Origin of the sequence: Shewanella algidipiscicola (assembly GCF_003605125.1) — a bacterium.
In the GTDB taxonomy this organism is placed as follows: Bacteria; Pseudomonadota; Gammaproteobacteria; order Enterobacterales; family Shewanellaceae; genus Shewanella; species Shewanella algidipiscicola.
In genome coordinates, this window is the sequence record NZ_QPQT01000001.1 from 117,774 (window position 1) to 133,737 (window position 15,964).

At 48.0% G+C, this 15,964-nt stretch carries 9 protein-coding genes and 1 pseudogene; 7 read left to right on the forward strand and 3 right to left on the reverse strand.

Annotation, left to right across the window (positions count from 1 at the left end; all coding sequences use genetic code 11):
* Positions 1-166: 166 nt before the first annotated feature.
* The 4 genes from DVO77_RS00510 (at position 167) to DVO77_RS00525 (ending at position 5,533) form a co-directional block, all read left to right on the forward strand.
* Complete coding sequence (locus DVO77_RS00510; RefSeq protein ID WP_119976897.1) at positions 167-1,015, forward strand: D-hexose-6-phosphate mutarotase; 849 nt, start codon at positions 167-169, stop codon at positions 1,013-1,015.
* A gap of 166 nt (positions 1,016-1,181) precedes the next feature.
* Positions 1,182-4,886 (forward strand): intermembrane phospholipid transport YdbH family protein, encoded by a 3,705-nt coding sequence (locus tag DVO77_RS00515; protein ID WP_119976898.1) that lies wholly within the window; start codon positions 1,182-1,184, stop codon positions 4,884-4,886.
* Positions 4,887-4,989: 103 nt separating this feature from the next.
* Positions 4,990-5,187, forward strand: coding sequence for a YnbE family lipoprotein (locus DVO77_RS00520; protein ID WP_162599208.1), 198 nt, complete (start codon positions 4,990-4,992; stop codon positions 5,185-5,187).
* A gap of 25 nt (positions 5,188-5,212) precedes the next feature.
* Positions 5,213-5,533: a YdbL family probable chaperone protein gene (locus DVO77_RS00525; protein ID WP_110458007.1), complete on the forward strand. Its 321-nt coding sequence runs from the start codon at positions 5,213-5,215 to the stop codon at positions 5,531-5,533.
* Positions 5,534-5,614: 81 nt separating this feature from the next.
* On the opposite strand, the gene DVO77_RS00530 is transcribed toward DVO77_RS00525, so the two are convergent.
* Entirely contained in the window at positions 5,615-6,562 is a 948-nt protein-coding gene (locus tag DVO77_RS00530) for a universal stress protein (protein WP_119976899.1), read from the reverse strand.
* A 639-nt stretch (positions 6,563-7,201) separates the two neighbouring features.
* On the opposite strand from DVO77_RS00530, the pseudogene DVO77_RS00535 reads away from it, so the two are divergent.
* Positions 7,202-8,513, forward strand: a pseudogene (locus tag DVO77_RS00535) (anaerobic C4-dicarboxylate transporter).
* 254 nt (positions 8,514-8,767) lie between these two features.
* Here the strand turns inward: DVO77_RS00535 and DVO77_RS18960 are convergent.
* Together DVO77_RS18960 and DVO77_RS00540 are read right to left on the reverse strand one after the other, a co-directional pair.
* Positions 8,768-8,920: a hypothetical protein gene (locus tag DVO77_RS18960; RefSeq protein WP_162924117.1), complete on the reverse strand. Its 153-nt coding sequence runs from the start codon at positions 8,918-8,920 to the stop codon at positions 8,768-8,770.
* A gap of 101 nt (positions 8,921-9,021) precedes the next feature.
* On the reverse strand, positions 9,022-10,029 hold the full coding sequence (locus tag DVO77_RS00540) for an isoaspartyl peptidase/L-asparaginase family protein (RefSeq protein WP_373317396.1): 1,008 nt from the start codon (positions 10,027-10,029) through the stop codon (positions 9,022-9,024).
* A 225-nt stretch (positions 10,030-10,254) separates the two neighbouring features.
* On the opposite strand from DVO77_RS00540, the gene DVO77_RS00545 reads away from it, so the two are divergent.
* Positions 10,255-12,045, forward strand: a complete 1,791-nt coding sequence (locus DVO77_RS00545) for an autotransporter assembly complex protein TamA (protein ID WP_373317397.1) — start codon at positions 10,255-10,257, stop codon at positions 12,043-12,045.
* Complete coding sequence (gene tamB, locus DVO77_RS00550; RefSeq protein WP_119976901.1) at positions 12,042-15,950, forward strand: autotransporter assembly complex protein TamB; 3,909 nt, start codon at positions 12,042-12,044, stop codon at positions 15,948-15,950. The genes DVO77_RS00545 and tamB overlap by 4 nt, the downstream gene beginning before the upstream one ends.
* The last annotated feature ends 14 nt before the right edge of the window (positions 15,951-15,964 follow it).

The window sequence follows — 15,964 nt, forward strand, 5'->3', positions numbered from 1 at the left end:
TTTAACCAAATCAGCCTAAAAATACAGCACTGATAAGACTAATAATATTGAGCGGGGATAATAAAGCAGCAAAAAAAATCAATGCGATACTTATGCTTAAATAAAAAAAACGTTAAGCTAACATCTCTGCCGCCTCAGGCCAATATTGGGCAATAAGGATAAGACGATGGCTTCTGTTACCACCAAAAAACACCCTAACGGACTCGACTATGTCGAAATCGACACGCCCTTATGCGAGGCGCGGATCTTTATGCAAGGCGCGCAGATCGACCGTTTTACCCCTAAGGGTAAGCCTCCGTTACTCTGGGTATCGAGCGCCGATGATTATCAGCCAGGACATGGTATTCGTGGTGGTATTCCCGTGTGCTGGCCTTGGTTTGGTATGAGTAATCATCCAGAATGGCCACAACATGGTTTTGCGCGCACTCGTATTTGGACGCTCGATTCGGTGCAGCTGCGCAATGACATAGCCGAACTGAAATTTAGTTTATCCATCAACGATGACGATAGGATCAGCTGGCCCCATGACACCAAAGTCGAGCTGCTATTTACCCTCAGCGATACCTTAAGTGTCAGCTTAATCAATACCAATCTCAGCGATGAAACCGTGAGCCTAACACAAGCCTTACATACTTATTTCCCTATTGGCGACATTCACCAACTTAAGGCTACAGGCTTTAGTGGTGCCCATTACATTGAATTTGGTGAGGGGCCCTATGCGCAGGCCACTGATGAAGTGATATTCAACCAAGAAACCGATAGGGTTTATAATGCCCTTGGCTCCCAACAGCAGCTACATACGCCACAAGGGGTGATTAATGTCTGTCGCCGCAATAGCCAGTCAGCGGTACTGTGGAACCCATGGATTGATAAATCCAAGCAGCTCGCACGCTTTAATCATGATGATTATCTCACCATGGTGTGTCTCGAAGCGGCCAATGTGCTTGAGGATAACGTCACACTAGCCCCCTATGGCAGTCATACCTTAACGACTGAGATCAGCTGGGCCAACTAACAACATTGGCCACAAATAGCTAACATTAGCAGCTTATGTTGCGCCAATTGAGGGCTGACTGACTTAACTGCTAGACTGATCGTAACGACTCTATTTGTGGCGCAGCGTGTTTAACCAACGACATTAAGGGCAGCAAGCGAACCAAATGACAAAGAGACAGGGATAGATGTGGCAACGACTGAGTCAATCACGCCTAATGGCAGCGCTACTGATCGCGGCGCTGCTAGTGGTTGTCGCTCTTAGCTTAGTGGTTGTCAATCTCAGTGGTATCACCCAAAGCCTAGCGAATCGTTACCTATTACCGGCCAACACCCAAATCAGTGCCCTCAATGTTGGCCTTGACGGTGTGCTCAACGGCCATATTGCACGGTTAGATTTACAGGTCAACGACAGTCATATCGCCATCAGCGATCTGCAATTGACCTTCGATGATGCTGTTGAATGGACACACTTCTCTCTCGAGCATATCGACACGCTGGCCATTAGGCGCATTGAGGTGCTGCTATCACCCACGCTATTTTATCCCCGTCCCAGTACAGAGTTTGCCCCGACAACCAGCCCAGCGCTATCGTTCGATATGGCAGCATTACCTAAAATAGCCATAGGACAAACGCAACTGAGTGTACAGCAGATCCCGAGTGAACAACTGAGCCTACGTCTGGATTATCTTAATATCGATAATCAAGGAAGAGTAACCAGCCAGTTAAGTCATCATGATAAATTTCTGTTTGGTCTCGATGCACAACTATCTGACAAGAGCTGGCAGTTCGACACTCGCCTATCCTTAGATACCCTCCAAACATTCATGACTCAGTGGATAGCATCGGCGCCAGCACAGCAGCAAGACACGCCACCGCTGCGCCAATTTATCGCGCTAAAACACCAGTTAGATACCCAGCATATAGATGTGAGCGGCCAGCTTATTTCATCTACTCGGCTCGATATTGCCAAGGCCCGCATCGATTCCAGCCATCAACTTGAGCCGTTTTCGCTAACACTTAACGGCTTGGCTGGTACAGTACTAAGCTCACCCTTGCAATTAGTTCCAAAAGCGCTGCCGGTTGAGGGCGGTGCTGACTCAACCTCCGTTTCGACGCCAAGCAACTCGTTGCCATCAAATAGCATTGCCTTCGAGATCACAGGTCCAGTTAGCGATCTGAGCGTAAACCTTGCGCCAACCCAACTTGAACTGGCAATATCGCCATTACAACGTCAGGCATTCTATAGCGGGGCAACGACCCTCGCGCCTTTGCTCAATTCACTCGATAGGCTATTGAGTACAACCGCCTTGTCTGAAAGCAACGTAGCTGATAACAATTCGGCTGATAATCACCGCCCCCCTTCTCCCCCAGCTCAGGACACTTTGGACTCTCAGCAATCTCTGCGCACTCAACATGGTGAGCAAACTGGCGACGTGCTAACTGGCCAGCCACTTTATCTTACGTTGCGACTCGCCAGCCCGCTAAGCTATCAAATTAATTCACAGCAATTAAGCATCGATCACCTACAAGCTGAGCTGTCATGGGGTAATTTACAGCTTAATACTGAGCTAAAACATCTCAATAGCGTTAAAAAAAATGATGAAACGACTATCACCACTGATTGGCAGCTGACACTGTTGCTGCCATCAAGCTTGTGTGTCGATTTGTTAACGCAGCAAGAAGACCCAGCCCCTATTGCCCCCTGTGATACGAGGAAAGAGCTGCAGTTACGCGCCGATGAGGTGGCATTGTCGGCAACAGGCAGCGCCAGTGCAACCTCCCCCACAGCAGCGCTCGCTGCATCGAGCTTTGCCTTGACGGTGCAGCCTAATGCACAATTGATAATCGACGGGCCAAATTATCGTCATCAATCTCTTGATGTCGCCTCAACACGGTTTACACTTGCGCTCATAGAGCCGTTACGCTTTAACATTGCCGATGCGGTTAAACTGCAATTTGGTCATATTGATATAGGCAGCAGTGACAATCAATTCACCTTCACCCACGCTGGCGAGCAGTACCAACTTGCCAGTGAGCGTAGCTCGCTGCAGCTAAATGGTGGCCATTTCAGCAGGCAGACCAGCGGCGCAAGCCAGTGGCTATTGCACCCCTTAACCATCGCCACGGTAAACCCACAACTGAGCCAATTCAGCGAAACCATCACGGCGCCGCCAACAACTACATTGACCAGCTCTGAGCTTATGCTAAGCAGTAAAGCAGCGCTGCGCCTGCATCTCGCCGCTAAGCGCGATGATACAACCCCATTATTAACTGGCGTTGCGGCCAGAGTCGCCACCTCGCCAGCTAACACGGTGACATTTAATCAGCAGTTAGTTGCATCTGTCACTTCGCCTGCACCGCCACAAGCGGACTCAAGCGCGACTCAACTTTATCTACCGCCACTTACCCTACAACTTAAGGCGACACAACTGACGCAGCAGCGTATGAATGAGCAGCAACAGACTATTGCCACCACAACTAACATAGGCGCCGCACACCTAAATATGGGTGCCGTCGACATGCAGCCTGCAGCCTCCTCTGCTGTAAATATCAGTCCTGCTGACAACAAAGGTATTACTGAACTTAAAAACGCTGTAGCCAACACGAGCGTGCAGTCAAAGGAGAATGCATCATCAAACTCGCTGGCCGCGCAGCTTCTTAACGCACCATGGCACAATCAACTTGAGCTGAAACTTGAGAATGTCAGTGTTAATCAGCAGTATTATCAATTTAAAAAACGACGCCAACGTAACCTATTCGCTATCACCCAGTTGGGACTGACTCAACAACTCGATTGGCAAGCAAGTGCCAGCCACTATCGACTCAGGACGGCTGAGCAATGGATGGCAGGACAATTATCGATGCGCAGCCATCAGCAACTAACACTGCAAAAACACCACGACAGTGCAGCGCTACAAGGTGAGTTCACCCATAATAGCGATCTTCAGCAATTGATAAACCAACTCAGTAGCAGTTTTGCTCTCAATATGCCTATCGCGACCATAGGTGATATTCAGATAACAAGCCGCCATCAACTGACATGGCAGCCCGATGAGCTCGATTTTTCAATGCAGCTAACACCACTCATACAAATAAGCGAAGGTAGTATTAACCTACTGCCCTTTGAACAGGTCAAGCTTGCAGGCGAGTGCCATCTTAATGCGAATATCGCTCAGCTACGTCCGAGCAAACACTCTATTGCCTGTGATAGGCTAAGCCTTCAAGCACAGGCATTTAATCCAGGAGTGGTGCTCAATAATATCAATGCAGACTCTCAATTTAATTGGTCTTCTCAAAGCGCTTCATCGTTTAAGGGCGCTGGCGCACAACTGCTAGACTCGGCCTATATCAATATCAACGCCAGTGCTGATACCCTAGGAGGCCATCTGCTACTGCCCAAGTTCTCGCTCGACTTACATCACCCCTCGGAGGCGTATCTGGTGTTACAGGCGTTAGATTTAGCCCAGCTACTGGCCATTCAACCACAAGAAGGCATTTACGCCGATGGTATTTTCGACGGTGTTTTACCTTTGCAGATTGTCGATGGCAAAGTGTCGGTCACAGGCGGTAAATTGGCCGCGCGTGCTCAGGGTGGCCTAATTAAAGTCAGCAATAATCCTGCCGTGATACAGATGCGCGCCTCTCAGCCCTATTTGGATTTTGCCTTTTCTGCACTCGAAGAACTGCACTATAGCGAGCTATCGAGTCGTTTTGATATGGCCACTAATGGCGATGCCGTGCTGCATGTCAATGTAAAAGGTCAAGCTAAAGATATTGAACGCCCTATTCACTTGAACTACGCTCAAGAAGAGAATATGTTGCAGTTGCTCAAGAGTTTACAGATAGGTGATCGGCTACAACAGGGTATTGAACAGTCGATGGCCCAATAAACGTGCCCTATCTTGTTCAGGTTATGGTCATCTATAAAGGATTAAGCTGAGCTCATCTTGGATGATCCTTACACGATCATCGCTACAGAAAAAGGAATCACCAGTGAAAATATTGCCGACGTTAATACGCACCACGATAGCGGCCGCGCTATTAAGTACCATAGGGTGTACCCCCACGGTTAAAATCGAGCCGCCCGATAAGCCTATTGTGATTAATCTCAATGTTAAAATTGAACATGAGATCAAAATCAAGGTCGATAAAGAGCTTGATGAATTGCTGAATAACAATGAGCTATTTTAACCCATTTTGAGATCAGGGGATCATCATGAAACGTCAAATACTTATACTCATAACCGGCTTACTGTTGAGCCTAAATGCGTTCGCTATCTCCTTACAAGAGGCCAAGAGTCAAGGCCTTGTGGGTGAGCAGACTAATGGTTATTTAGGGCTCGTAGTCAACAACAGCGAAGCCAAACAACTGGCTGACTCGGTCAATGCCAAACGCCGTGCCCATTATCAAAAGATTGCGACTCAAAATGGTATTAGCGTCGAAGATGTGGCTAAACTGGCTGCAGAAAAAGCCATTGGTGCTGCAGATAAAGGCGAGTATATCCAAACACCACAGGGCGTTTGGGTTAAAAAATAATCCTTACGAATACTTGGTACTAAGTGATCGGTATATGCACTAAACTCAGGCGTCAACCTCGATTGGCGCCTTTTATTTTGCCTAATGATAAACCGCCGATGAGTGGGGTTTCACCACCAGCAAATCACAATCGATACGATCGATCACCTGCTCGGCAATATTACCGCACATGTTAGAAAGCAAATTCGATTGGCCGCAGTCCCCCACTATCACTAATTCAGAATCCACCTGTTTCGCCAACTTGGCAATAGCATCTTCAGGCAAGGCCTTTATTACATGGAAATGGCTGGCAGACACATGACGGTCACTCTGATTAGGCAGAAGATGATAGCGGCTAGAATAGAGTGACAGTTGGCATAAATGATACTGCTCATCGGTTTCTGGCATGACAGGTTGTTGAAAAGAGATGCTGGGACTGTCACCGTAATAACAATCGAGCAGATGACAATCTCCCTTTAGCAGTTGGGTAAAATGTTCGGTTGTTTGTAAGACCGCTTCGTTGATGGATTTTTGCCCCCCTTCTGCGCAGGGCTCCACCAGAGATACAATGCGCCCACCGGGCTGCCACGCATGATCTTTCACTATCACCACTGGCCGCGGTGATTCTTTAAGTAATCTCACATCTAATGATTTAATCGCCAACCAATGCCATAACTGGCGCGTAGAGGCACTAATCAACACGGCATCAACTTGAAAATCTCGGCAACACTGCAACACATCATCAATGCAGTGACACGATGTTGATGCAGGTGATATGGCGACGCCAGTCTGAGCCACAGTCTGAATAAAGTCGGCAAGACAGTGACGTTTAGCGCTAATCGTTTGCGCGAGGTTACCTACCTTGCTGGGATCTGATGCTTGACTGTGGTGGAATGTCTCTACTAATCGGGTAACGAAATGGCTGTGTTCAAGCAGCATGACTAAAATATGAGCTCGGCTCTTATTGGCCATATAGGCCGCTCTTGAAATACCTCTAAAACTAAAATCGTGTTCATCAATAACCACTAACAATCGTTTGTAGCTGTCCATAACTGATCCATCTTTGCCATGGGTGAAACCTAATTGTAGCTTAGCATCATGGGTTATTTTGGGCAGTTTCCCCCATAAACACTGGGCTAGCGACAAACACCTGATAATGAAAATGATTGCTGTTTATAATGTTTTTGACTTAAAAAAGAGAATCAACATCATTTTAGGCCCAGTTATCTAGGCTCTAAAGTCTGTCAACAGACTTTAGAGCCTAACATTGGTATTAAGTGCTTATTATTGTTATTGTTATTGATAAAAATACCATTAACGCGACCTGCAGCAAAAAACACGGGGTCTGTGTCCCTCTGAAATCGGCTGCCTGAGCTAAGCTGGCAACATCCATTGTCGCTAAGTAATGGCATATACCCCAACATGCAATTTGGCAACTTAAGCCACCTTGCAACGCCACTATGCAAATCACAATGACCAAGAGGGCTAATCACTCATTTGTGACTTCAGTCCTTAGGCTTAATACGTTGGCGTGAACCCGCTCACATGGTGCAGAAAAAGTGAATTAGGTAGCGCTACTATTGCGCTAAAGCGCGTAAAATCGGCTTATCGCATAAGCAAGTCATACTATTAATAAGCTTCCCTGCTCTCATACCCGTCCTTTTGGTTTTTTAACACCGTGGAGTTTTTATGATCGCAACTGAGCTATTTGTAGTACTGGCATTTATCTATCTGGGCGCGAGAATGGGTGGAATAGGTATCGGTCTGGCTGGCGGCGCTGGCGTACTGGTGCTCACCCTCATCTTAGGGCTAGATAGCGGCCATATTCCGGTGGATGTGATTTTAATCATCATGTCGGTGATCGCCGCCATTGCAGCCATGCAGGTCGCAGGTCGCAGGAGGATTAGACTGGCTGGTGCAACTCTCCGAAGCTTTTTTACGAAAAAACCCTAAACGAATCACTTTTTACGCCCCGGTCGTAACTTATTTAATGACGTTACTCGCTGGCACTGGCCACACCGCATTTTCGACCCTTCCCGTCATTGCGCAAGTCGCTAAAGAGCAAGGGATCCGTCCGTCTCGACCATTATCCATTTCCGTTGTCGCCTCACAAATCGCCATAACCGCATCGCCTATCTCTGCCGCTGTGGTATTTTTTTCAGGCATACTCGAACCGTTCGGGGTTGATTATCTAACGTTGTTGGCCATCTGTATTCCCGCGACCTTGTGTGCTTGTATGGTGGGTGCCATGGTAGCCAATGTGATGGGCTGTGAATTACAAGACGATCCGATTTACCAGCAGCGTTTAGCCCAAGGGCTGATTAGCCAGCAACAAGGTAAAACGCAGGAGATAGCCCCCAGTGCCAAACTCGCGACGGCCATTTTTATCAGTGCCATTGTTTGTGTCATCCTATACGCCACTCTTATCTCAGACTCAGTCGCCTTGATCACCGACCCCAATTTGAGCCGTAACGATGCGATCATGGTCTTTATGTTAACGGCGGCCGCGGCGATTGTAACCTTTACTCGCATCGATGCCAGCAAGATCTCTGAAGCGTCAACCTTTAAGTCAGGAATGAGCGCCTGTGTTTGCGTATTGGGCGTTGCTTGGCTTGGCGACACCTTGGTCGCGGGTCATATTGATGAAATTAAAGACGTCGCAGCCGAGTTATTACAGCAGTATCCTTGGTTATTGGCATTAACGCTGTTTTTGGCATCTATGCTGCTTTACTCACAGGGTGCGACCACCACCGCATTGATGCCTGCTGCGCTGGCCATTGGTGTTGCGCCTATGACGGCGATAGCCTCTTTTGCCGCGGTCAGTGCATTATTTGTGTTGCCAACCTACCCAACCTTACTGGCTGCTGTCGAGATGGACGATACTGGCTCGACCCGCATAGGTCGCTGGGTTTTTAACCATCCCTTTTTTATTCCCGGTGTGGTGACCATTAGCACCTCAGTGCTACTTGGCTTTGTTTTTGGCGAACTACTCTTAGGATAAGGCTTTGACTAAGCAAACCACGACTTAACCTCTATGCTGTCATCGCTGCAATGCTTGAGGTCATCGCTTAATAATTAATCGAGATGCTATTAAGTTATGACTAGCGGCATCCACCTATGCATTAAGCCCCATTTACAAGTAAGGCCTTCATCACTAAATTAAACCGGTTGTGCTTAGTTATTCCGCCGTATGGTTATGGGGGCTGATCAAGTACTGTCGGTGAGTTGGCTCACCAGAGGTTATACAGCCAGCCGTTAGCACTTTTGGGGATTATGGCGATAGATGTACTCATCGGCCTGCTGCAACAATCGGGTTATCTCTGTGGGTTCATTGGCCGCCGCGGTGCCCAGAAGATGCAACGCCGTTAACCAAGATAGGCGATAGGGCTCATCTTGGGGCTGACACATGTGCGGCCACTGTTATCAAAGCGGGCAAAATTATCTGAGGTCTGGCCAATAGCGGGCGTAGGCTAAGCGGTCACTTAGCCCAACACAAATACTGATACTTGTTATTTATTGCTCCAGATCAAAACCTGCGCAAGCTCACCGCTTTTTCGCGTCGCGCGGTACATACCTTCGGTATTAAACGGCGTGGCAATGTTGCCACGTTGATCGATAGCAATTACCCCTCCAGTGCCGCCAGCGGTGATCAAGCGCTGATTAATCACCTCATCGGCGGCCTGAATAATCGATTTTTGTTGGTATTTCACTTTCGCACAGATATCTCCCGCGACATGATAACGGATAAAATACTCTCCATGCCCCGTTGCCGACACGGCGCACACCTTGTTTTCTGCATAAGTGCCAGCGCCGATAACGGGCGAGTCACCGATACGGCCAAACCGTTTGGCAGTCATGCCTCCGGTAGAGGTGCCTGCAGCTAAATTACCTTGCTTATCCAATGCAACGGCGCCTACGGTGCCGAACTTATAATCAAGCTGAGCCGGGTCGTCAAATAATCCGGCGCCTTGTGATCCGCCGCGCTCATCAGCACCCTTGAGCTTGGCTTTGGCATCGAGTAACTGTTGATAGCGATGGTCATCATCAAAATACGTCACTGGCACTAAATCAAAGCCTTGGGTCAACGCAAACTCCTCTGCGCCACTACCTGCCAACATCACATGGGGCGAATGCTCCATCACATTGCGAGCGAGCGTGATGGGGTTCTTAATGTGTTTAACCCCCGCCACTGCACCGGCATTTAAGGTGCGGCCATCCATGATGGCGGCGTCCATCTCATGTTGGCCATCAAAGGTATATACCGCGCCAACACCGGCATTAAACAAGGGGCTATTTTCTAAGATACTGATGGCGGCGGTCACGGCACTCAAGCTATCCCCACCTTTTTCTAATACTTGATAACCCGCATCAACCGCCTGCTTTAACTTGGCGCGATAAGCTTGTTGCTGTGTATCAGTCAACTCAGCTTGTGAAATTGTGCCAGCACCGCCATGAATGGCTATCGAAAATGGCTGGGAAGATGACGCCGCGCTGGCCGTTGTGGCGACGATACTCAAGAGTGCAGTTAAGCTAAATAATTTGATAGTGCTGTTCACCTAAGGCTCCTTATTATGGTTCGCATTGTTTGTACCGATTTTAATTATTAATTACAATCATCATCTTGCTTGGCCGTAATAATCTGCGACAATAAAGCTTAATCACTTTTCAATTAGACAAAGGCTTTTTTGTTGCGAATTTTTTTCGTTAAGTCGCTTCTCCTCCTAGTGGTCACTTGGCTAGGCATTCATACATCACTAGCATCAGCAAATCAATGGCTTAATATTAATGTGGTGGGCGCTAATGAGGCGCTTACTCAAAATATCAATGCCCACTTAAGCCCTTTACCAACATCAGAGGTACAACGCCGCGCTTTTTTGTTTAATACCGCGGATAACCTGGATGCGGCACTGCATTCCCTCGGTTACTACCACGGCGTGGTAGAACAACAATTAGCCAGCCCAGAGCAAGGTCCCTGGCAACTGATCTTAACCGTGACGCCGGGTGAGCCGACTCTTGTCCAATGGATTGATATTCAACTAAGCGGTGAAATTCGCCAAGATAAAGCCGTCAACAGATGGCTAGCTAAACTCAAAATGAAACCTGGCGATATCCTTAACCATGGCCAGTATGAAACCATCAAGTCACAACTGCTTACCTTGGCATTAGCCAGAGGTTATTTTGATGGCCACTATGTCACCAATACCATAGTGGTTAACCGTGATCTCAATCGTGCCCAAATCAATCTGCATTATGATTCTGGACCACGATATAAAATGGGCAGTGTTAACTTTAGCGGCGACACTCTGATCCCAGGATTACTCGAACAATTAATTCCCTTCGAGCCCAACAGCGATTACAGCACTGGCGCCCTGGGGGATTTAAACCGGGAATTGGTCGACACGGGTTACTTCACTAACATCAAAGTATTGCCGCAACTGGATAAAATTGAACAACATAAAGTTCCTATTAAAGTCGAACTGACGCCAAGACCCAGCCACTCGATCAAATTGGGACTGGGTGTCGATATTGGAAGTTCGGCCAACAATAGCGTCGAACCTAGAGTGCGGGTCACGTGGCGTACTCCGCAGATCAATCGCTATGGCCACTCACAAGAAACCAGTGTCGAATGGTCACCCGATCGCCCCAAATTTCTGACCACTTATACGATTCCACTTAGCCACCCACTTGACGATCAACTTAAAATTCGTGTCGGTTTGCTGCGCGACAAATACGGTATAACGCAAGTGTATGACGCTAACGATCGCAAATACGTCAATACAGGGGAGTTAGAGTCTACTAAACGAAGCGCCGGGGTGTTAAGGCAAAAGCGCCTCGATAATAATTGGTTGCTCACCTATTCACTCGATGCCCTTAAAGAGTCTTACACTCAATCAGATATCTATTACGATCCTAATTTTTTGCTCATGGGCACGAGCCTAAGCCACACCCATCGCGGCGATAACTCGCTGGATCCTAAATCAGGTTTCTTTCAGTATTACAGTCTTGAATATGCCGATCCTAGCTTGGGCTCAGAAGTGCGTTTAACACGGCTACAAGCCAAGTTTAAGTGGATTGATACCTTTTTCGACAAACACCGCTTGGTCGCTCGTATGGATCTAGGTGCCAACCTTGCCGCCGAAGGTGACTTAGCGAATATCCCTCCCTCATTACGATATTTTGCCGGTGGCGATCAGAGTATTCGTGGTTACAGCTTTAATGAACTGGGCCCCTATATCGACTACCAAACACAAGATAATCAATTAGCTCGCATGGTGGTCGGCGGACGCTATTTAATGGTGGGCAGTATTGAGTACCAATATTATGTGACTCCAACTTGGCGGGTCGCGACCTTTGTCGATGGCGGTAACGCCTTTGATGTCGATCAAGTTGAGCCAATTGTGGCCGTCGGCGCGGGGATCCATTGGATCTCCCCCATTGGGCCAATTAAGCTCGATTTAGGGGTAGGGCTTAACGAGTCTGAAACCGTTGACCGCTCCTGGCGCATCCATTTGTCGATGGGAGCCGAGTTATGACCCAAGTGACACAAGAGTCATCGAACTCAGACTTACCAGCCAAAACAACACATAAAACCAAGACCTTAAGCGCCAGATTACTGCGCTGGCTAAAAAACACCATCCGCTTGGTGCTCTACCTACCGCTTTTACTGTTAGTGATAGTGGCAGTGTTGTTCGGCACCCCGTTTGGCAGTCGAATTGCCGTGAATATCGCCGATACCCTTGTCGATGGATTGGCACTTAGCTATCAATCTGGCACCCTTAATAGGCAACTGAATCTGACCCATGCCCGTTGGCAAATGGATGGCCTCAATGTTGCCATTGACGACTTAGTCCTTAATTGGCGGCCGCTTTGTTTGCTACAACGTCAGGTCTGTGTTGAGGCATTAACCGCCACGGCGGTGAGCGTCGACATTGATACCGACCAACTTAGTGCTGACTCACCTGCACCCACTGTAGATGATGCTAGCCAACAGCAGCCACTACAGCTGCCTGTCACTATCTTACTAACCCACGCTCAATTGCAACAGATCAAGGTGACGGTTAATGAGATGCAATTTAATGCCGAGCAGCTCAGTGGCAAAGCCAGCTGGTTAAGCAATGGCTTACGCATTCACTCTCTGGACAGTCTAGGCTTATTCGTCTCTCTCTCACCAAGTGAGACCGCACCCAAGGACAATAACGTCGCCCCTCCCCATCAGCAGGAGTCCGCGACCACATCGAGCCCGAAGAGTGAGCCACAAACAGAAGTCGCAGCTACCAATGATAGCCCATGGCCCCTAGCCTCCTTGCCCCAAGTGGCCATGCCCATGCCGATTTTTATCGATAACTTACAGCTCAACGACAGCCAATTGCAACTGGGCAGTCGCACTGACAAGTTCGCCGAAATCCGCTTACAAGCCAACTACATTGACTATCGTCTTGCCCTAGAGCTTCTGCAAGTCAAACACGATTACGGCCAAGTCAGTCTCGATGGTGATATTACCCTTAACGCCCATTATCCCATGACACTTCACCTTGAAACGGCAATCGATAAGATAGCCGAACTGCCAAGCTTGACCCAGCAAGGGCTCAGCCTTGAGCTTAGCGGCGATCTGCAGCAGTTACAGTTAACCGCAACGGGCCAAGGGCATATTAACTTAGACTTACAAGGTGAAATTGATTTAGTCGACCCCGAGATCCCTTATCAGTTCAATTTGTCTAGCGAGCGATTGATGTGGCCACTCGATGCGCCACAGTATCAAGCCAAAGCTGTCACACTCGACACTCAAGGCTCACTCAGCAAGCAGCAAGCTAAGGTCAGCGCGCAGGTATTGACGCCTTATCATCCTAGCTTGCAACTGGAGGCCAAGTTAAGCCACAGCGAACAGACTATTGCGCTAAGCCAGCTAGATATTGTCAGCGACATGGGTCAGTTACAGGCAACTGGGTCGGTCAGTTACGGCGATGAAATCTCATGGGATTTAGCACTAACAAGCGAGGCTTTGCAACTGGCCGACCTTAAGCTTAATAGCGACACTGTGCTACCCAGCACAGATATTACCGGCTCACTGACCAGCCAGGGCAAAGTGACGGGACAAGCGTGGCAAATTGGCATTCGAGAGGCCTCGCTTCAAGGCCATGTCGATGACTATCCGCTCCGACTAGAGGGTGATATTAAAGTTAACAATCAATGGCAGCTTAATGCCAACAGCTTGATCATCCATGCACTGGATGCTCAATTAGCTTTATCGGGCCACGTTGACCAGCAATGGGCTCTCAAGGGTCAATTGTCTGTGCCAGCACTCAATTTATGGCACCCTGAGGCCGAAGGCAATATTCAGGCTCACATTAATGTCTCTGGTAACAGCGACCATCCTGAAGTGACAGCCAATGTCGACAGTAACGAGCTCAGTTTTAGCGACTATTTAATCCACAAAACCAATATAAAAGCCTTCTATCGCCCGTTAGATGATCACCAATTGGCGTTATCGATAAAAGCATCGGATATATCGACTCCAGCGATCAAACTCAACACCATCAACCTTAGCATCAAAGGCGATCAGGCAACGCAGCAACTGAGCCTACAAAGTGATGGTGATGTTAAGCTTGATACCGTTATGGCATCGACGTTTGATAGCGTAAAACAGCGATTAGCACTGTCTGTGGATAGGCTTAACCTTAATTCGCAGATGGGATTAGTACAGCTGGATCAGCCCATTATCTTCGATTGGGATAATCAAATACAGCAAGGGCAGATTGCACCATTTTGCTGGCAGCATCAACATGGAAAACTCTGCCTCGGTGACACAGTCGAACTCGGCAGTGCCGGCGATGCCAATGTGCAGTTTAACGGTGATGTGGGGGCAATCCTTAAACCTATATTGCCACAAAACCTCGCTTGGCAAGGCCCGGCAACATTGGACTCACACTTTAGCTGGGCACCTCAGCAAAAACCTCAAGCTCGGGTCGATTTAACTTTTAGTGCTGGGCATGTGTTATTACAAACCAGCAAGCGCAAACTGGAAACCCATTATCGGCAACTGCAGGTCAACGCTTCATTAGACGCCGATAAGCTCATGTTAACCACACAGCTTGATGCACAGGAGTTGGCACAACTGACCAGTGATATTGAGATAGGTGTAGGCCCTGATAAGCGCTTATCAGGTAGCATTAATATCGATAAGATTGACCTACAAGCACTGGCCAACTTCACTCCACAATTAGAAACATTAAAAGGTGAAATCGACAGTAAGCTAACGTTATCGGGATCGCTGAGCCAACCGCAGATTGCCGGCAACATCCACTTAAGACAGGGACAGCTATTGGCAGCAGCCAACCCCACCCTACTCGATGCCATCAATATTGCTATCCAGCTGCAGGGACAAACGGCCCATATTCAAGGCGGCTGGAAAATGGGCGATGGTAAAGCGAGCGTCGGCGGGGAGATCGATTGGAGGGGGAAAGCGTTTCAAGGCAACTTAACGGTCAATGGCGACAAGCTAGCCGTGATCCAACCTCCCATGGTCATTGTAGATGTATCGCCTGCGCTCAATATTCAATTTGGACCTAAGCAACTCGACATTAGCGGTAAAATTGTAGTGCCATCGGGCCATATCAACATTGTCCAATTGCCAGAAGGTGGCGTGGCCGAATCCAGCGATGTGGTCTTTAACGACAGTATGGCGAGTGCGCAAAAAACCACTAGCCCAGTGGCTACCACCTCAAAAATAGACATCAAGGTCGGTGATCAGTTAACCATTGATGGCATGGGCTTAAAGGGTCGATTACAAGGTACTTTGACCCTACGTCAAGAAGCCTTTAAACCGCCACTACTGTATGGCGATGTCAAAGTCGTGGATGGTTTTTACAAATTTATGGGGCAAAAATTGTCAATCGACACCGGTGAAGTGCAATTTGTCGGTCCTATCGATGTGCCTAACCTCAACATTGAAGCGGTGCGCGTCATTAAAAGCGAAGATGTTATCGCTGGAGTGCGCATCAGTGGTACGCCTTTAAAACCCATAGTCACGCTATTCTCATCTCCTGCCAAAGAGCAAGCAGAGATCTTGTCATACATAGTTAAAGGCACTGGGTTTAACAATAATAACGACTCCCAAAATAACGCCTTAATGATGGGAGCGGCATTAACCCTTGGTAATCAATTGGGCGGCGGTGCGGTCAATAGCATAGGCAGTTCGGCCACAGGCATTGTAGAAAAATTTGGTCTCTCCAACGTACAGCTCGATACCAATGATGATGGTAAAGTAGCTATCAGTGGTTTTATAGGGGATAACTTGATGGTTAAATATGGTATTGGCGTATTTAATCCAGGTTATGAGATGACAGTACGCTACTACCTGCTCTCTCAACTCTATTTAGAAAGTGTCTCGGGCACGGTCGAAAAATCACTCGATATCTATTACAACTTCAATATCGATTAGCAGCTTGTATTAAC

Excerpts from the sequence above, each read along its gene's own strand:
- DVO77_RS00525 (WP_110458007.1), top strand. The coding sequence starts at position 5,213 with ATGAAACGTCAAATACTTATACTCATAACCGGCTTACTGTTGAGCCTA.
- DVO77_RS18960 (WP_162924117.1), bottom strand. The coding sequence starts at position 8,920 with ATGTGTCAGCCCCAAGATGAGCCCTATCGCCTATCTTGGTTAACGGCG.
- DVO77_RS00510 (WP_119976897.1), top strand. The coding sequence starts at position 167 with ATGGCTTCTGTTACCACCAAAAAACACCCTAACGGACTCGACTATGTC.
- DVO77_RS00530 (WP_119976899.1), bottom strand. The coding sequence starts at position 6,562 with ATGGACAGCTACAAACGATTGTTAGTGGTTATTGATGAACACGATTTT.
- DVO77_RS00515 (WP_119976898.1), top strand. The coding sequence starts at position 1,182 with ATGTGGCAACGACTGAGTCAATCACGCCTAATGGCAGCGCTACTGATC.
- tamB (WP_119976901.1), top strand. The coding sequence starts at position 12,042 with ATGACCCAAGTGACACAAGAGTCATCGAACTCAGACTTACCAGCCAAA.